The organism is Pelosinus baikalensis (assembly GCF_020819555.1).
Lineage (GTDB): Bacteria > Bacillota > Negativicutes > DSM-13327 > DSM-13327 > Pelosinus > Pelosinus baikalensis.
Genome location: NZ_JAJHJB010000019.1, coordinates 55,665 through 74,514 on the forward strand (window position 1 = coordinate 55,665; position 18,850 = coordinate 74,514).

At 40.8% G+C, this 18,850-nt stretch carries 18 protein-coding genes; 9 read left to right on the forward strand and 9 right to left on the reverse strand.

Going from position 1 to position 18,850, the window contains the following annotated elements:
* The first annotated feature begins 515 nt into the window (after positions 1-515).
* Entirely contained in the window at positions 516-677 is a 162-nt protein-coding gene (locus tag LMF89_RS14210) for a hypothetical protein (RefSeq protein ID WP_229535669.1), read from the forward strand.
* 1,070 nt (positions 678-1,747) lie between these two features.
* On the opposite strand, the gene LMF89_RS14215 is transcribed toward LMF89_RS14210, so the two are convergent.
* Complete coding sequence (locus tag LMF89_RS14215) at positions 1,748-2,416, reverse strand: flavodoxin family protein (RefSeq protein WP_229535670.1); 669 nt, start codon at positions 2,414-2,416, stop codon at positions 1,748-1,750.
* 123 nt (positions 2,417-2,539) lie between these two features.
* On the opposite strand from LMF89_RS14215, the gene LMF89_RS14220 reads away from it, so the two are divergent.
* The 6 genes from LMF89_RS14220 (at position 2,540) to LMF89_RS14245 (ending at position 7,177) form a co-directional block, all read left to right on the forward strand.
* Positions 2,540-2,869, forward strand: coding sequence for a winged helix-turn-helix transcriptional regulator (locus LMF89_RS14220; RefSeq protein WP_007955077.1), 330 nt, complete (start codon positions 2,540-2,542; stop codon positions 2,867-2,869).
* Positions 2,870-3,294: 425 nt separating this feature from the next.
* Complete coding sequence (locus tag LMF89_RS14225; protein ID WP_229535671.1) at positions 3,295-3,585, forward strand: hypothetical protein; 291 nt, start codon at positions 3,295-3,297, stop codon at positions 3,583-3,585.
* Between the two features lie 466 nt (positions 3,586-4,051).
* Positions 4,052-4,924, forward strand: coding sequence for a 2-hydroxyacid dehydrogenase (locus LMF89_RS14230; protein WP_229535672.1), 873 nt, complete (start codon positions 4,052-4,054; stop codon positions 4,922-4,924).
* Positions 4,925-5,010: 86 nt separating this feature from the next.
* Complete coding sequence (locus LMF89_RS14235) at positions 5,011-5,859, forward strand: hypothetical protein (protein WP_229535673.1); 849 nt, start codon at positions 5,011-5,013, stop codon at positions 5,857-5,859.
* A 56-nt stretch (positions 5,860-5,915) separates the two neighbouring features.
* Positions 5,916-6,431: an ECF transporter S component gene (locus LMF89_RS14240; protein ID WP_229535674.1), complete on the forward strand. Its 516-nt coding sequence runs from the start codon at positions 5,916-5,918 to the stop codon at positions 6,429-6,431.
* The gene (locus LMF89_RS14245; RefSeq protein ID WP_229535675.1) at positions 6,428-7,177 is read left to right on the forward strand and encodes an AIR synthase related protein; all 750 of its coding nucleotides are present in this window, start codon (positions 6,428-6,430) and stop codon (positions 7,175-7,177) included. Before LMF89_RS14240 ends, LMF89_RS14245 begins: the two co-directional genes overlap by 4 nt.
* A 134-nt stretch (positions 7,178-7,311) precedes the next feature.
* Here the strand turns inward: LMF89_RS14245 and LMF89_RS14250 are convergent, their stop codons facing one another.
* From LMF89_RS14250 to LMF89_RS14285, 8 genes are all read right to left on the reverse strand, one after another.
* The gene (locus LMF89_RS14250) at positions 7,312-8,436 is read right to left on the reverse strand and encodes an amidohydrolase (RefSeq protein WP_229535676.1); all 1,125 of its coding nucleotides are present in this window, start codon (positions 8,434-8,436) and stop codon (positions 7,312-7,314) included.
* Between the two features lie 29 nt (positions 8,437-8,465).
* Positions 8,466-9,359, reverse strand: a complete 894-nt coding sequence (locus LMF89_RS14255) for a S66 peptidase family protein (protein WP_229535677.1) — start codon at positions 9,357-9,359, stop codon at positions 8,466-8,468.
* 272 nt (positions 9,360-9,631) lie between these two features.
* Positions 9,632-11,224: a peptide ABC transporter substrate-binding protein gene (locus LMF89_RS14260; RefSeq protein WP_229535678.1), complete on the reverse strand. Its 1,593-nt coding sequence runs from the start codon at positions 11,222-11,224 to the stop codon at positions 9,632-9,634.
* A 75-nt stretch (positions 11,225-11,299) separates the two neighbouring features.
* Entirely contained in the window at positions 11,300-12,091 is a 792-nt protein-coding gene (locus LMF89_RS14265) for a serine hydrolase (protein WP_229535679.1), read from the reverse strand.
* A gap of 9 nt (positions 12,092-12,100) precedes the next feature.
* Positions 12,101-13,099, reverse strand: a complete 999-nt coding sequence (locus LMF89_RS14270) for an ABC transporter ATP-binding protein (protein ID WP_229535680.1) — start codon at positions 13,097-13,099, stop codon at positions 12,101-12,103.
* Positions 13,099-14,109, reverse strand: a complete 1,011-nt coding sequence (locus LMF89_RS14275; RefSeq protein ID WP_229535681.1) for an ABC transporter ATP-binding protein — start codon at positions 14,107-14,109, stop codon at positions 13,099-13,101. Before LMF89_RS14275 ends, LMF89_RS14270 begins: the two co-directional genes overlap by 1 nt.
* Positions 14,110-14,119: 10 nt before the next feature.
* Positions 14,120-15,031, reverse strand: a complete 912-nt coding sequence (locus LMF89_RS14280) for an ABC transporter permease (protein WP_229535682.1) — start codon at positions 15,029-15,031, stop codon at positions 14,120-14,122.
* A 5-nt stretch (positions 15,032-15,036) separates the two neighbouring features.
* Positions 15,037-15,969, reverse strand: coding sequence for an ABC transporter permease (locus LMF89_RS14285; protein WP_229535683.1), 933 nt, complete (start codon positions 15,967-15,969; stop codon positions 15,037-15,039).
* Positions 15,970-16,603: 634 nt separating this feature from the next.
* Here LMF89_RS14285 and LMF89_RS14290 point away from each other — a divergent pair.
* Entirely contained in the window at positions 16,604-16,939 is a 336-nt protein-coding gene (locus LMF89_RS14290; protein ID WP_229535684.1) for a L,D-transpeptidase, read from the forward strand.
* A gap of 590 nt (positions 16,940-17,529) precedes the next feature.
* Positions 17,530-18,795, forward strand: coding sequence for an S-layer homology domain-containing protein (locus LMF89_RS14295; protein WP_229535685.1), 1,266 nt, complete (start codon positions 17,530-17,532; stop codon positions 18,793-18,795).
* Positions 18,796-18,850 lie beyond the last annotated feature (55 nt).

Sequence of the window (18,850 nt, forward strand, 5' to 3'; positions counted from 1 at the left end):
TGTTTTTGATATTCTTAGGGCTTGTTATAAACGAACATCAGGGAGAGTTAGAATGGCAGCATAAACTAATTTCACAATTTTGTGAATTTTTCACTGTATATGTGGTTTTTTAGTGTGCCATGAAATAGTTTTAATACTCATGTACACTTAAAAGACACCATTGAAAATCATGAACTGAAAGAAAAATTGGCGAAAATAGGTGCCCGATGAGTGTCCACTATTATTGACTATGGCTTAGCTTGATGGCTATGGGATGTCGCCAACATTTCCGACAAAGCCCACGCTAAGAGTTAAAATGGGTAAAAACATTACTTTTTACCTACGTTAAGATAATGAATCGAAAAATAAGTGCATTAAAGGTTGTATTAGCTTTATGTTGATACTTTGTTTTGGATAATAGTTTTAGAATGAAAAAATACGCTTAAATAAGCTATTTGAAAGACTTCTATATAAGTACCTAAAACGTGCGTTTATGGTTCAAATTCTTTAATCTTTAATCGGAGCGAGTAGTCAAATTGTGGGGTGAAGTAGATTTGGATGTTTTTGATATAAGTAAAGATGATAAATGTAGAGCCAGACATGAGATTGGTCATGTGCTTGTATTAGAACAAACTAAGGTTGATTGGGAATATGTAACTATATTATCCGATGATGGAAACCAAAGGTGGCTGCGTTAAACATAATCAGCTTGAAACAATTGAAGCAAACTGCTGTAATCATATTCTGATTGGTCCGTGAAGCAATTATACGTATAAGATATGATGAGTTTTCAGCCTTACTTTCGTCCATAAAATATGACCAAGAAGATGTAAAACCGTTTCTAGCACAAGTCAATCCCTCCATTCGGGAAAATCACTGTATAAATCATGCGATAGCCTCCAATTTAAAGTTTTTCCGTCGTCCAGAAATAAAGAGAAAGATCAATCAGCTTGTAGAGGAACCTATAAATCGCAAAAAAATGACTAGACAGGAATATTTACTTTTGTAAAAAGCATATAAGGGCGACAAATGGGCAAAGTGCCTTGGGTACTTCCTTCACCCATTGTTAAAGATATCCGCTAGCAGAATCATTTCATGTATTGAAGTTGATGTAACGGGATGGCAGTGGTTATAATATAATAGATGAGGTAATGGTGCCCATAACTCGATCTAAACTTTTTACGCTGACTTGCTTGTCCATTATATTGTCCCTTATCGTTTGCAAATGTCCCTTGCTGTTTACCAATAGGTACAAATGATAAACGGCAAGAATTCAGGAAAAACAAAGGTTATCAATTAACATAAACATTTACAAATAGCGTTCCTCTCATTCGTAATGAGTGGATCTGTAGAAAAAAAGCTAAATTTAATTAGTTAGCTGGTCTTAATATATAGACACAGGCAAAAGTCTTAGTATAGAAGCCCCGCAGGGGATATATGCCGAAATGGCGCTTTTGATAACACTTTTGATAACAGACTGTAAAAAACAGCAAAAAAATAAATGAACTACATCGATTGATAACCGTGAAAAAGCTGGATTCTATGGATTATATACTAGTGGAAAATACGGGCTTATACCTTAAAAATGTGGGTATGCTCGACTCGAAATCGAGTAGGCGGGAAACTGTCTCGTGGGTTCGAATCCCACCCTCTCCGCCATGAAGTTAATAATACCAGAAGTTGTAGCTGCTTGCAGTGAAGACTTCTGGTTTTTTTATTTTTGTGGAATGACGTGGGGACGGTGGTAGTGTCTTGTTATAGACTGTTATTATGGATTTTCTTTGAGAATTTTGGCTTGTTGAACGAAGCGTACTCCTAAGTCGAAGGCCTTGTTGCAGTATTCGGGAAATTGCTCTTCCTTTACTTTGGCCTTTTTATCTCCGTCAAAAACTGTTATGACGTATTTAGAGTAATCGTCGAATTGATAAGTATCATTGACAACAAGTGGCTCAAAATAACCAAATACTCTTTTTAAATCTATCTCCGAGAATCTCAATCCCTGTGTATATCCTAACTCATTCATTTGGTCATGAGTTACATTCATAGTATAGATAAAGCCGGTTGGTATTTTTCGACCAAATATAGTTTTGTACCCAGATGTATATGTTTGATAGGGGAACATTAATCTTTCCATAAAAGATCTCATATTACCAGTAACTGATTCAAAATATATTGGCGAACCAAGAATAATTGCATCTGAGGTTGCTGCTTTTTCGAGAATCGGTGTTAATCCGTCTTTAAAAGCACATTTTCCATAGCTTTTACCGTTTTTTAATTTACAGGCAAAACAGCTAATGCACCCTTTGTAATCTAAGTCGTAAAGATGAATTAATTCTGTTTCAGCTCCATGTGATGCTGCGCCTTCAAGTGCTTTCTTAAGTAAAGTTGCAGTATTTTTAGTCTTTCTCGGACTTCCATTGATTGCTATTATTTTCATATAAATACCTCCCTAAGTTCAATCTTGACTTTATGTTTCAAAGTATATATTCTTATAGGAAGATAATCAAGTATGCACAAATTTGTTATATACTAACCTTTTGGTTAGCATGGGGAGGCTATCATGGTAGATTTTGAGAGTAAATTTGGGAAATGTCCGATGTACTACACAATGTCAGCAGTGGAAGGTAAATGGAAGTGGATTATCCTGTGGGAAATTTATAAAGCCGAAGTAATACGGTATAACAAATTGAGAGAAGAACTTCAGCCGATTGCACATAAAACATTAAGCAAACAGCTAAAGGAATTGGAAGCGAGTAAATTGGTTCATCGAGAACAATATAATGAAGTACCTCCCAAAGTTGAGTATTCGTTAACCAATGAAGGCAAAACGTTAATTCCCATTCTTGATCTCATGTACCAATGGGGAGAGAAGCATATCGATATGGAGTAAGCCGAAGGGATAAAAAAGAAATAACGCCAGCTCAAAGACGGCGGTTATTCTTAACCCTATAATCTGAGCTAACCGCTCCCGGTTAGAAGCCTGTGGGCTGGCGTGTTAGAGCACGTCAGTCCTTTTCTTATATTCATAGAAATAAAAATATGCAGTCGGTATGAAAAAATCTTGCCCGAGTAGGGACATTGGTTATTTTTGTATTAATATTTTGTGAAATATTAAAATCTATATCTTTCAGGAGAGGTAATGATTCTCAAAATGGTTTATCCTAATGGTAAGTGTGATTAAAAGGACAAGTCATTTGTTAATTGCATGATAGCTAAAAGATGCTGTTATTACACCAAATAAATAAAGATAATAAAAAGGAAATTACTGCACAATAAGATCAAGGGGATAAACAAAAAAAACGGGAGGGAAACAACGTGATTGTTTTTGATGAGGCTGTTGTAAAAAAGATACTGTTAGAAGAAGGGTATTCAGATGAGGGTGAGATAGACATGATATTTAATGAATTAAGTATCATTGATGCAAGTTTACAAAGAGTACTTGATGCCTATCTGGCAGATCGAACAATCGTAGATGAGTTTAAGGTGGAAGGTCTAACGATAAATATAATCATGAGTAAGTTTAAATGTGATTTTTGGAAGGCATTAGGCTTTATGAATACAAGTATTACAAACCATCAACTGGCTAAGGAGCTATATGATATGTAGCCAATGAATTGGGATTCATTGGAGATGGATAGGGGAGCCCTGAAAAGACAGGATGATAGGAACCATACTGCCAGGAGTTGCAGCTGCTTGCAGTGAAGACTTCTGGTTTTTATGTTCAGAATCATCTGTAAAAGGCAGAGATGGCGGTAGCGTCTTGTGAAGGAGTACTGCATGTTAAGCTTTTGTGTTTTAGCATTAGATGTTTAAGGCGCAAAGACGCTATTTAAAAATTTTGGATCATACAGGATGAGAATCGTTAAAGAGTCTTATTGTCATGCAGGATTTTGTATAGACTTGGCAAATAGAAGGAATATAGATATTGAGATAAAGATAGGGGTGTTGAAGATGAGTAAACCGAATGTAGTAGTCATTGGTGGACTGATGACTCCAGCATTAGAACGACTGCAAAATTTTTGCAGTATTAAGCAATGGAAGACAAGAAAATGACATTCCCCGAGATATTTTATTGGAATGGGTTGCCGATGCTGAAGGTCTGATTGTAAATAATAGTGTGGCAGTAAATGAGGAATTGTTACAGAATGCACCGAGGCTCAAAGTGATCGCTCAGATGGCTGTGGGATATGACAACGTTGATATCGAAGCTTGTTCAAAATACAATATACCCTTTGGCAATACGCCGGGAGTTCTTGTTGATGCTACTGCTGACCTGGCATTTTCTCTTTTGTTATGTTCAGCGCGGCGAATTCATGAAGGGTGGGATTTTGTAAGGGCAAACTCTTGGGCTCTTGGTCATAAACTATCTTTTGGTATTGATATTGCTGGTAAGACTCTCGGAATCGTCGGTATGGGGCAAATTGGAGCTGCAGTTGCTCAAAGAGCAAAGGCATTTGGCATGAATGTGATCTATTATAATCGGAATCGTCGTCATGATGATGACAAGATTGGTGTAGCATATCAATCTTTTGAGAATCTATTGGACAAATCCGATGCGATTATCGTCTTGACTCCTCTGTCTCAAGAGACCAGAGGCTTATTTGGTAGAGAAGAGTTTCGAAAAATGAAATCTACGGCTTATTTCATTAATGTATCAAGAGGTCCAGTAGTGAATACAGATGCATTAGTGGAGGCCTTGCAATCAGGAGAAATTGCTTATGCGGCCCTTGATGTTACTGATCCAGAACCTGTGGCCCAGGATCATCCCTTGCTGAAGCTTTCTAACATTCTCATTACACCTCATATCGGCAGCGCAACGGTAGAAACTCGTACTGCAATGGCACAGATTACCGTCGATAACCTTCTTGCAGGATTGGCAGATAGGCCTCTGGCAGCTTGTGTGAATGCAAGCAGGATCATTGGAAAGAGTGAGAAGTCGTTATAATTGTATTTAGATTGTTTAATTTAATCCGAATCAGGTAATAGTATCAATGATCGCATGGCGATATTATAAAAGGTGAGGAGATCAAAATGCTGTCTTCTGCTTATTGGTACTATGGGCTAATCATGATAAGCCTGATTCTTGTAGCAGCATCACTCGTTTATAAAAAAGACTGGAAAATCCTCCTATTGCATTTGCAGACAAGCGCCGTGATTCACCCCTTTGAGATCGTCATTTTAATTTTATTGAATGGGTATCATTACTTCCCTGGTATTTTGCAGGATGCAAGGTTGGATAACTACTTGGGCTCCTATATATCTAATTCATTGATTGTTCCGGCTTCTGCTGTTGCAATCAATGCTTTTTCACTTTCCTGGAATTATGTAATTAGTATTGCGGCTGTTTTTACTGGGTTAGATTGGTATTTTACAGAACTAGGAATCTATCAGCACTTCTGGTGGAGATCTTTTTATACTGGAATTGGGCTTTGCATTCTTTATGCAATTAGTAAATGGATTTGGCGAGGGCTGCATGATAAAGAGCCTTCTTTCGTTTTTAAGTTTCTTACCATTTATATGATTTATGCATCCATCCACAATTTAATTGTCTTTATTCTGAATGAAGGAGGACGATTATTTAGATTTGATGTTAACTGGTTTTCAGATCCAGAGAAAGGTCATCAGATTTTTTTCTTCCTCCATTTGATAATCACTAGTATTATTATTACAATGTGTATTGGCCTGCGATTACGATTTCGTTATAGGCTAATGGGGATCGTTGTTTTAGTCGCACTCAATTGGTTTCTTGGGCAATATCATATTTTTGTTCCCTCTGCGGAAAATATTTCAGCAGTTCAGTTCATCCTAGTTTCCATGCTAGCACTACCTCTTACCATTCTCCTTTTTAAACTAACCAAATTAAAATATTTATTTCCGTAATATAAGGAATTCACACTCATAGCTATTTTGAGTATATAGAAAGCGGGAGAGGAAATTTGAAAACAAAAGAAATCGTTTTGACATCTCTATTTATCGCACTGAGCTTTATTGGAGCTAACATAAAAGTTATGGGTAGTATTGCTTTTGATTCGATGCCAGGATTTTTAGGAGCACTGCTGCTTGGTCCGGCCTATGGTGCTTTCATTGGTATGATGGGACATTTGTTGACGGCGCTGCTGTCCGGATTTCCATTGTCCTTTCCTGTTCATATTGTCATCATGATCGATATGGCAGCAACAATGGCAATTTTTAGTCTTGTTTATCGCAAGGTGGCAGAGGGTGAGGAGTTTTCTCTAAAAGCAATCACCCTAGCGGGAGTTTTGGGGGTTATCATGAATGGGCCAGTCTCACTGCTAATGTTAACTCCATTGTTGCTGCCTGTGATCGGTATAGCAGGAATGATCGCGTATCTGCCTGTACTTTCAGGTATCGCGACGCTTAATATTGTCCTTGCATGCCTTGTATATAAGTTGTTGCCCAATAGGATAAAAAAGGTTAGGAAGAAAATATGAAGGTACAAAAAGTAAGAGATTTGACGTTGATTGATTTGGGCCAGGCAAAAACCATAGTAGTTGCTTGTGACAGCTGTGGTGGAATCGGATTGAAAGAGTATGATGTTCTTAAGGTTTCTCCTTTTGTTACTGGAAAGTACACCGCAAGGGTTGCTCTTTTTGAGATTCTGTGTTCAGGAGCAGAGGTCGTTTGTTTGGCTAATACCATTTGCAATGAAATGGAAGTCACAGGTAAAAAAATCATAGCAGGTATTGAAGAGGAATTAGAAGAGGCTGGTATTGGTAAAATTGTACTGACGGGAAGTACAGAAGAAAATTTTGCAACTTTTGCAACTGGTTTCGGAGTTACGGCTGTGGGACTTGTCGAAAATAAAAATCTAAAAGTGAATAATGTTAAACAGGATGCTTTGCTGGTCGCTATTGGGAAACCCAAAGTTGGAGAAGAAGTACTAAAAAGTGAAAAAGGGGATATCGCCGGTTATCAATTGATAAAAACGTTGCTTGGCTCTGAACGTGTATATGAATTGGTTCCTGTAGGTTCTAAAGGAATCTTGTATGAGGCACAGCAATTAGCTGAGAATAATAATATGCATTTAATTTTACATAGTGGGATACAAATCGATATTCATAAATCTGCAGGACCAAGTACTGTAGTTGTAGCAGCAATGGAAGAGGCTTTATTCTATCAAATGGATCTTCCGGGAAGTATCGAAGTAATTGGAATGCTTCGACATGTAAAGCGTTAATAAAAAAGATAATGAACCGCGAAGGTCGCGAAGAAACACAAAGAACAGGTCGGAATCGTATGGATATTCCGACCTGTTCTTCATCATCTTCGCGGTTCAAAAGGTTTTGTTTTTAGTAATAGCAAATATAATCTCTATAAATCAAGCAAATCAATAGCCGTCATGGCCATCGCTTTCGCTCCTATTAATAATCGCTCCTGAGCATAGGGTGATCCTGTTGCTGTGGCAAATTCCGGTGTGTGTGCTGAAAGGTTGCTTCCAATGAAAATATCGGGATGGATGGTAGGTGCCGCGTGACTGACATTACCTACATCGGTGGAGCCATCTGCATCATTTGGTTCTAACAGGGTGACTTTCTCACCCAGCAAGGTCATATTTTCTTGGAAGAATTTCATTAACTCAGGATCATTGATCAGCTCTTTGAACAAAGGCTCATAATGTACAACTTCAACCCTTGTCTTTGTGGCTAGTGCGATGCCATCTGCCAGCCTTCGTACTGCAGGAATCACGGTTTCTTCTAAATAGTGAGATGATAAAGCCCGTATGGTAAATTTCCCTTCTGCCTCATCCGTTACAATGTTAGGAGCTGTTCCTCCTTTGGTGATAATTCCTGCTAGGATGGTTTCTTGAGTAAAGGTTTGGCGTAAGGGTTTAATGCCTTGATAAAACATGACAAGGGCATCTAGAGCATTGACCCCTTTATTTGTTTTGCTGGCTACATGGGCAGGGCATCCGTGAAAGGTTACTTTTAAGGGATGAGTGGCATAAGACGTGCCACCCATGTTGTTGCTGTCTCCAGGATGAATAATGATGGCTGCCCTTAAGTCATCAAAGATACCATCAGCAGCCATGGAGACTTTAGCACCGCTGGTCTCCTCTGCAGGGCAGCCAATCAAATAGGAAACGGCCCGATCTTTTGCCACCGCCGCAAATGCTGCTGCTGCACCCCAGCTCATAGCGGCAATGAGATTGTGTCCGCAGGCGTGACCTAGTCCTGGCAGCGCATCATATTCAGCGAGGAAAGCAATTTTAGGTCCGCTAGTTCCTTTGTGGGCAATAAAGGCCGTTTCGTAACCGCTAATATTTTTTTTCGCAAGAAAGCCTTGCTTTTCAGCTGCGCTAATAAGTCGCTGAGCTGCCTGATATTCCTGGCCGCTCAGTTCAGGATTTTCGTGTAAGAACAGGCTCATATCGATAAGCTCTGGAGCCATAGCATCCACTGCGGCAATTACTTGTTCTTTCCATGCTTTTTTATCCATGATTGTCTTTCACCTCAGTTCCCCGGTCTTTAATCCGTAGTAGCAGTTTCAATAATCTCGAAGTTGTTTGAAAAAGAATTGAGTATCCCTGTGACTCCTAAGGGAAGCGTTGCTTTATCAGCAGTATGCCCAAAATGCAAATGATAGAGTACGGGTTTTTGTAAATTTCCTAAACGATCCCGCAAGACTTCTTCTACAGTGAAGTCAGGCGGTTCTAATTCTAATTCACAGTTGGCGCATACATCGAATACAATTCCTGCTGTATCTTGCAGTTTACCAGCTAACAGCAATTGGGTCAGCATTCGGTCTACGCGGTAGGGGGCTTCGGCGACTTCTTCCAGACACAGAATTTTTCCCCGGGTATCAATTTCATAAGGAGTTCCAAGAGTGGCTGTAATGAGGCTTAAATTTCCTCCTGTCAGTTGTCCCCGGGCCTCTCCCTGGGCGATAAAGCTGGGAGGCAATGAATCAGCAGGGTTTAGAATGGGACCGAGAGGCTCAGAAACCGTAATCGCTCGGGATAAATAATCCCAAGTATAATCTGTCAGACCTGTTCCCATATCTGATCCTACCATGGGTCCATGAAAGGTAACGAGGCCTGTATTTTGCCTGATACTTGTGTGTAGGGCGGTTATATCACTATAGCCAACAAATACTTTAGGATGGGTGCGTATCATGTCATAGTCTAATAATTCTAATAGCCGCATGGTACCATAGCCGCCCCGCAAACAAATAATGCCATTAATATCAGGTGAGGTAAACATAGTATTGATATCCGCTGCCCGCAAGGCGTCTGATCCTGCTAAATATCCGAAGGTTTGGTCGATTGTTTTTCCTAGATGAACATGAAAGCCTTGTGCTTCTAGCCATGCTATGCCTGCCAGAGTGGACTCTTCATCCCCAGGGCTGGCGGGAGCAACCACACCGATCGTGTCTCCAGGCAAGAGGCGCTTCGGTTTAATTTGAGGAATAGAAAAAATAAGATCACCTCCTATATGGAAATATTTTTTATAGAACTAGAATTTATAAGTTTTTTAAGTGAAAAAATATAAGTAATTATATGAACCACAAAGGCATAATGCCGCTGCTGCGGCACACAAAGGAGTACACGAAAAATATAAATAAGCCCCTTTGTGTCCTTTGCGTTTGTGGTTCGATTGTTTTAAATGTTTTTAAAGGACCAGTCAACGTTTTCTTACTTCTCTATATATGCTGTTTTGAAATCAGCAAGACCAAGTACAGACCAGAAATAGCCTTTCACATAGGGTCTCGCAACAAATGGCTGGGTTGTGTAATAAAGGGGAAGGATCACTGCATCATCAAAGAGAACTTTCTCTCCATCATGCATGATCTGCATACGAACCTTTTGATCCATTGTGGATTGGGCCTTTTCTATCAGGTTATTATATGCTGGATTCTTATACTTGGCATCATTGGTGGGATCGTTAAATACATCCATAAAGGTCATGGGATCGGCATAGTCACCGACCCAAGAAGCCCGGGCAACTTGAAATTCACCTTGGGTTCGTGATTCTAAGAATACTTTTGATTCCTGATTGGCTAAGCTCGCGGATACCCCCAAGTTCTGTTTCCACATTTCTTGAATCGCTTCGGCAATGGATTTATGTATCTCGCCAGTATTAAACAAAATGGTAATAGGAGGCAATCCCTGTCCGCCGGGGTAGCCGGCTTCCGTTAATAGCTTTTTAGCTAACTCGATATCTTCTATGGCATAATTTCCGCCTTCTTCACGAAAATCTTTACCAGTAGAAGGATTCGTAAGACCTGGTGCCACCCAAGCGTAGGCTGGTTTTTTCCCACCTTTGATTACATTTTTCACAAGTGCATCGCGATTAATGCCCAAGGTAAGAGCTTTACGTACTTTAGGATTGTCAAAGGGAGCCTTTTGGGTATTAAATACATAGTAATAGGTGCCTAAGTAAGGTGATATTTGGAGAAGTCCCTCTTTATTCAGGCGGTCATGCTCTACAACAGGCGGCTCCACCATCATGTCAACTTGCTTATTTTCGATTAGTGATAGCCGGGTAGATTGGGAATCACTAATTGGCCATTCCATTTTTGTTAGTTTCACAGCTGCTGCATCCCAGTATTGATCATTTTTTGCAAAATGAATTTGCCCACTGTGAACCCAATTGGTTATTTTGAAGGGACCATTACCAACTAAGGTATTTACTTCATTAGCCCATTTGTCCGGGCTGGCAGTTACTGTTTTTGAATGAACTGGATAAAAGGCATGGAAAGCTGCTAAACTTAGAAAATAAGCTGTAGGTTTTTCTAAAGTCACTTCCAAGGTATGCTCATTTAAGGCTTTCACCCCTACAGCGTCAGCTGCTGCTTTCTTTTCATTGTAAGCTTGGGCGTTTTTTATGGAGAATAACATATAGGCATTTTCAGAAGCAAATTCAGGATTTAAGACTCGCTTCCAGGCAAACTCAAAATCTCCTGCAGTTACAGGATCACCATTGGACCATTTTGCATTTTGGCGTAAATAAAAAACATATTTCAGGCCGTCAGGAGTTACCTCCCAGCGTTCCGCCACGCCAGCTGCAGGTTGGTCTTTTGCATCCAGGCGGGTCAAACCTTCAAAAATCTGCAATTCGACTAGGGATTCTGGAATGGCTGTGGACTTGGCAGGGTCTAAGGTTGCCGGTTCTGCCTCTAAGGCATAGCGAAGCACCTGCTCGTTGCTGTCAGATTTACTACAGCCTACTGTTAGGCTAAGGAGCATTACTAGCATCATCATAGCTAGAAGGATTTTCTTATACATTGTTTTTCCCCCTTAATGTGAAAATGAATTCTCGCCAAAACAACCATCAGGAATGGACTTTCTTGCCAGGGCATCTTACTTGGTTTGGATACGCCCAAAATGTTCGTATATTACCTTGCCAAGGGCGGCAACTAGCTGAAGTCCTTCTACATTAGCGGGAAGATCAGCAGTCATGATGCAAATGATAAAAGGTCCGCCGGGTAAGAATAGGATTCCTCCATCATGCTCCACTCCCGGGAGAGTTCCTGTTTTATGAGCAATTACTATTTCTTCTGGTAAGAAAAAGGGTAATTTATCTCTAACTTGCTGCCTGGATAAAATATCAATCATTAGTTTGCCATAATCAGCAGGAAGATCGGTATGATCGTAAATTGTTGTTAATAAACGTATGATATCTGCTGAAGAGGTTTCGTTTTCCTGACCTGCTGCAGCGGCGGCAAAATCCATCATTTGGCGGCGCAGTACTGTTGATTTTAATCCCAAACGCTCCATGGTTTGGTTGACTGCGCTCATACTAAGAAGATCAATGAGCATATTGGTTGCTGTATTATCACTGAGGATGATCATTAAGGTGACAAGTTCTCGAATCGTCATAGAGATACCTGGCCGCAATTCTTTTAGAATACCAGCTCCATCTACGCGCAATTCATCCTTTACAATCAGAAGCTGTTCAAGGTCGATTCTGCCAGCTGCTGCTTGGCGCATTACTTCATACATAATAGGGAGTTTTATCATACTCGCTGCGGGGAAGACCATATCAGGGTTTAATGCGAAATGCTGTCCACTGGAATGATTCAGAATCACCATTCCCCAGCGGCCCCTGTATGCTGCTAAGGTAGCTTCGATTTTTTTTTGCAATTCTTTCATTATTTTCTCCTAAATCGTAGAGTCTTTTAGCTCCTTTTTTGAAATGAGATGGCATGCTGCCATGTGCCCAGCTCCTATATCTTGCAAGACGGGCTCTTGCTCAGAACATAAGGTCATAACATGGGGACAGCGAGAGGAAAACCGGCAGCCGGCAGGAGGATTAAGAGGGCTTGGAACATCGCCTGTTAAGGGAATACGCTGCCGCTTGGCCTCTGCTAATGGATCTGGAATGGGTATAGCGGATAGTAGTGCCTTAGTATAAGGGTGCTGAGGTCTGCGGTATAATTCAACGCTATCGGCCAGTTCCACAATTTTCCCCAGATACATGACCGCCACCCTATCGCTGATATGTTTTACCATGGCTAGGTCATGAGCAATAAACAAATAAGTCAGTCCTAGTTCGTCCTGCAAGCGTTCTAATAAATTAACCACTTGGGCTTGAATCGAAACATCTAAGGCAGAAATCGGCTCATCGCAAATGAGAAAACTTGGCTCTACCGCCAATGCACGGGCAATGCCGATTCGCTGCTGCTGACCGCCGCTAAACTCATGAGGAAAGCGGCTCATATGTTCTGCACTGAGTCCCACCATTTGTAAGAGATTTAGTATTCTCTCTTTTCGTTCCCCAGAGGAAGCTAACCTGTGAATGTCTAGGGGTTCACCGATGATATCACTCACCTTCATGCGAGGATTTAGCGATGCATAGGGGTCTTGAAAAATCATTTGCATTTCACGGCGCAATTTCTTTTCTTCCATTAGATGATTGATATTTTTTCCATGAAAGAGAATTTCTCCAGCGGTAGGTTTATACAATTGAAGAATCGTTTTTCCTGTGGTGGATTTGCCGCAGCCGCTTTCGCCCACGAGGCCGAGGGTCTTACCCTTTTCAATGGAAAAGCTCACGTCATCTACCGCTTTTAGGTAAGAGGCAGGGCGTCCCAAAAAATCGGTGTCAGTAATGAAATACTTTTTAAGATTACGCACTTCCAGTAGCGCTGTCTGTTCCATTAGGCTGTTTCCTCCCGTTTTGGCTTAGGTGCATCGGGATGCTGCAGCCAACAGTGTACCATATGCTCCTTAGTCAGTACTGTTGTTTCAGGATAAAGCTCCTGACAGATAGACATGGCGTGAGGGCAGCGGGGATGAAAAGGGCATCCGGTTGGTGGTGACAAAAGATCAGGAGGCTGACCGGGGATGATAGAGAGTTTTTGTTTTTGCATCATATCGATGCGAGGTAAGGATTGTAAGAGTCCCCAAGTATAAGGATGCTGGGGCTGGTGAAAAATGTCGATTGCCGTACCTGCTTCTGCAATTTTACCCGCATACATTACAATGACACGGCTGCACAGACTGGCAATGGCACCAAGATCATGGGAGATTAAAATAATGGCGGTATTTAGTTTTCCCTGAAGATCTTTCATTAAATCTAAAATTTGTGCTTGTATCGTAACATCCAGGGCCGTAGTGGGCTCGTCGGCAATCAATAGTTTCGGATTGCAGGAGAGAGCCATGGCAATCATGACCCGCTGGCGCATACCGCCGCTGAATTGATGGGGATATTCTTTAATCCTCTCTTCGGGAGATGGTATGCCGACCAGGCGCAGCATTTCTACTGCCCGTGCATAGGCATCTTGTTTATTCATATGCTGATGCAGCTGCAGGGATTCTCCAATCTGCATTCCAATCGTAAGGACTGGGTTTAAAGACGTCATAGCATCTTGAAAAATAATACTGATATCATTGCCACGAATTTTTGCCATTTCTGCCTCAGATTTCTGCAATAGATCATCTTTTCCAAAATGGATTTTACCTTTGGCATAGCGGCCAGGAGGCGTAGGAATAAGCTGCATAATGGAATGGGCAGTAACACTTTTGCCGCAGCCTGATTCGCCAACGATGCCGATGGCTTCCCCTGGGTAAACCTGAAAACTAATACTATCCACGGCCTTTACTTCACCTGCATAGGTATCAAAAGACACGGTTAATTCTTCTACTGTAAGCAATGGGTTGCTATTCATTCTATACCTCCTAACGCCGTACGCGAGGATCTAAGGCATCCCGCAGCCCATCCCCTAAAAAATTAAATGCCAGCATGGTGATGCTGATTGCCATTGCGGGAAAGAACAATTGGAAAGGATAGGAACGCAAACTGGTGATTCCCTCAGAGGCCAGCACTCCCCAGCTGGCCATAGGAGCGGCAACTCCTAAACCAATAAAACTTAAGAAGGCTTCGGTAAAGATGGCTTCGGGAATCGCCAGTGTCATGGTAATAATAATGGGACCCATACTGTTAGGAATCAGATGGTGGAATAAAATTCTCCAGTTGCTTGCTCCGAGAGTCCTTGCCGCAAGCACATAGTCTTGTTCTTTCAGACTCAAAATCTGGCCGCGGACAATCCGTGCCATACGCAGCCAGTACGCAATGCCCAATGCGATAAAAATATTGATTAGGCCAGGTTCTAAGACTACCATTAGCAATATTACATACAGTAAGACTGGTATACCATATAAGATGTCAACGATATTCATCATGACCTTATCAATACGTCCGCCAAAAAAGCCGGCGATACCCCCATAAATTACACCGATAGTAAGATTCAGTATGCTGGCGACAATACCGATGGACAGAGAGATTCGTGCACCATACAGAACACGAATAAACAAATCCCGACCAAGATTATCCGTACCGAACCAATGCTCAGCGCTGGGAGATTGGTTGGTTGCCATGAGATCTTGGTCAGAGTAAGAAAGAGAAGACAGCCAGGGACCTGCAAGGGCAATGAGAAGAATGAGCAGTATGACATAGAGTCCGATCATGGCAAGTTTATTCTTTTTCAAACGACGCCAGGCATCTTGCCGATAGGTCATACTAGGACGAATATGGTTTGTGGCAGCATCCTTTTGCAGAATGGGTTCAAATGAGTGACTATTAAGATGCATTGCTGTTATTCCCCCTGTTTCCCGTTTAGTTTAATACGGGGATTGAGCAGCGGATAGATCAGATCCACGATAAGATTTAAACCAATAATCAAGACGCTGTAAAAAATGGTCACACCGAGAATTACGGTATAGTCCCGGTTATAGATACTGGTAACGAAATGCCGTCCTAAACCAGGAATCGCAAAGATATTTTCAATAATGAAACTTCCCGTTAGAATCCCTGCAGCCGTAGGTCCGATATAGGTGATTACTGGAATTAAGGCATTTTTCAGTGCATGACGATAGAGGATGAGGGCAGGGGATAAGCCTTTTGCTCGGGCGGTCTTAATATAATCCTGGGCCAGAACCTCTAGCATGCTGGAACGGGTAAGGCGGGCGATGAAAGCTGTCGGTTGTCCCGCTAAGGTTAAGGCTGGTAAAATCATGTAAGTAATGCCACCCCACATGGCAGCAGGTAATAAGGAAAGCTTGATTGCAAATATATATATAAGTAGGGTAGCAAGAACAAAACTAGGTACGGAGACACCCAAGGTGGCAAAAAACATAGTAGCATAATCCTGCCACTTATTTTGGCGCAGAGCTGCTATGGCACCAGCGGGAATTCCCAACAGAATAGATAAGGCAATGCTCACCATACCCAACTGCAAGGAGACAGGAAAGCTTTCACGAATGAGATCGTTAACCGTACGACCTGCGTACTTAAACGAAGGCCCTAAGTCAAAGCGGATTAGATTGCCCAAATAGTCTATGTATTGTTTCCATAATGGGTCATGCAGGCGATAACGCTCTTCAATATTTTTCAAAACAGCCGCAGGAATATTCTTTTCGCTAGTAAAAGGTCCGCCGGGGATGGCATGCATTAAGAAAAATGTAATCGTAATGATGGCGAGCAGGACTAACAGAGAATTAAAGATGCGAATTAGCATGTAACGTAGCAAATAGGGGACTCTCCTTCCTGAATACAATAAAAAGGCATACTTACTGTACACCTTTTTATGAATTAATTATAGGCTCTCTTAGATAAGGTGGACTTATGTAGTATCCTTTTTATTTGATAAAGCTTTAAAGGTATGATACTGATTCTATAAAAACGTTTTAAAGTCCTTCTAAGAGATAGTATTCTTATTCTACATTTTTTAATACCCATGGTGATGATGCCCTATTTTGTACCATTGTAAAATGAATCCAATACCGCCTTAGATAAAAGTTTGATTGAAGAGCATTTACAATTGATTAGGGAATTAAAGGAAGAAAATAAAATAATGTGGAAAGTTATCGATACCTATATAAAGTCTCCATACAAAAAAAAGATTGAGCCTCCTGCACATAAGAAGAAACACTTAATCGCTAAATATAAGAATTGTAAGTGAAATAGTTTTCTGACGCTTACTATTTAGCATACAAAAAAATGGTCTGTATCTCTTACATTGAGTAGCAGACTATTTTTATGCGATCTATTAAGTCATACATACAAATTACAGGATCTGTTAGGTAAATATTACATAATAGAATTATATTTTTGGATTAGGCATTATATAGTCCACTTGCATATGTTATAGAGGAGGTGATGAATTGGCGTATTCAATTACTGTAAATTTGTCAGCCAAGCGACTTACCCTCTATCGGGATGGTTCCCAAGTCCGAGCTTTCCCTGTTGGTGTTGGTAAGAAAAATACTCCCACACCAATCGGTAACTATTACATTGCGAGTAAGATGGCGAATCCGGGTGGAGCATTTGGCGCTATGTGGATGGGGTTAAATGTTCCCCATTATGGTATCCATGGAACCAATAATCCATCATCAATTGGTAAGATTGTATCCCGTGGCTGCATTCGTATGTATAATAATGACGTCCTTGTGCTATCGCGATTGGTGTCCATCGGTACACCAGTAAGAATACATTATTAGTGAGGGATTCTTTACTAGTAGGAAGTATAATCTTTTTCTTGAAGAATATTGTCAATTGCCAAAGTTAATACACTATGTGATATAAGCGAATGAAAAAGGACGAAAAGAATACACATCCAATTTTAGAAAAATACACACATCATTTGGAGAAGATCATTTCAAGCTGCCAATACATATTTTGGCGGCTTTTTTATTTTATAAAAAATTCCCCAAGGCTTGTATCCTTTATAGGAAAGAGCTATTCTTGAGCTTTTCTTTAAAGATGACAGATTTTTTTGAAAACATTGGCATAGTACTTGCAAAAAGTAAGAGTGAATGTAAAAAACAATTTTAAAGAGACCGATTGAATTCCAAGAAAAATAGGGTAACGCCAGAGCTTCTTGTGAAGATCATTAATTGCATCATGCTGATCCAGGAAAGGAGGCCTAATGAGTTAGAGACGTAGGATCAGTATATGAGGTAATGGTAGATATGAGCTTGTTGGTTAGGGGATATGTAAGGAAATGTAGAAACTTAGATACATCCCTCTCCAATAAAGGTCAGTTGTACAAGCAATGAACAGGTAAATTAAACCTAAGGAGAGATTGTAAATGAAAAAAAAGTTAGTCGCTTCCCTTGCAGCTGCAATGATACTTGGTGTAGCTGGTACGTCCTTCGCAGCGGTAGTAAATCCTTTCTCTGATGTACCTGCAAAACACTGGTCTTATGACGCTGTTACAAAGTTGGCTCATGATGGTATTTTAGACGGATATGGTGATGGAACGTTTCGCGGTGATAAAACCATTAGCCGTTATGAAATGGCTATTATCGTAGCAAAGGCAATGTCGAAAGTCGATCAAGCTGATGCAGGCAACAAAGCTCTTATTGAGAAATTATCCAATGAATATGCCAGCGAACTTGATAAATTGGGTGCTCGCATGACGACTGTGGAAAATAAGGTTGATAATGTAAAATGGAGCGGCTTCGTCCGCGGGAAATATGACAGCGATACCAGTGATGGTCATAATATTAGCGGAGGTAACAAACATTACTTCTTGGCATTGGAAGGAACCGCCAAAATCAATGATCGATGGGAAGGACATTTTGCAAGTGAAACAAGACATGACTACACGACTAGCGGCTGGGGCGGCGTAAACCCTCCTGATACGAATGAGGGGGATGGTACCTGGTTTAGAATCTGGGCCTCTGGTTCCGTTGGTGAAGTAGGTGTCGCGGCTGGTCGAAAATGGTTCGGCTATGGGGATAATATGGTGTGGGGCCATGAAGCAACAGGTATTTGGCTGGATATTCCTACAGGGACATTTAAAACCAGTTTGTTTGCTGCGAAACCTACACAAGGAAATGGCGCAGTAAGCCTTAATGATGCTTATGATACCAATATTTACGGCGCTAACTTCAATGGAGATATAGCAAAAAATGTAAATTTTAACTTACTTTTAGGTGGCAATAAAGATGATGGTGAACAGCAAATGAGTCGCTGGGGTGGAGCAACAGTTACTGCTAAGATTGCTCAGGATTTGAAATTGACAGGCACTTATGCTAAGACGAATGCAGATGATTTTAATAAAACCCATCACATTAGACTGGATTACAAAGGAACAGATCTCAATAAACCTGGATCTTATGGGGTTTATGCTAGATTCTTCAAATTTGGCCGAAATGGCGACCCTTCACATGATGATGAGTGGGATTCGTTGAAAAGTGACTCCAGAGGTTGGATTGTAGGTGTGGATTACGTAGTTGGGAAAAACATCCAATGGACAAATCTTTACTCCGATCAAAAAGTAGATATTTCCAATTCCGCTAAAGAGTATAACAGAAAACTGTTCCGCACCCAGTTTGACCTTCACTTCTAATTCACATATGCAAAAGACCGCTAACAAGTTGTTAACGGTCTTTTCAGACTTAAAA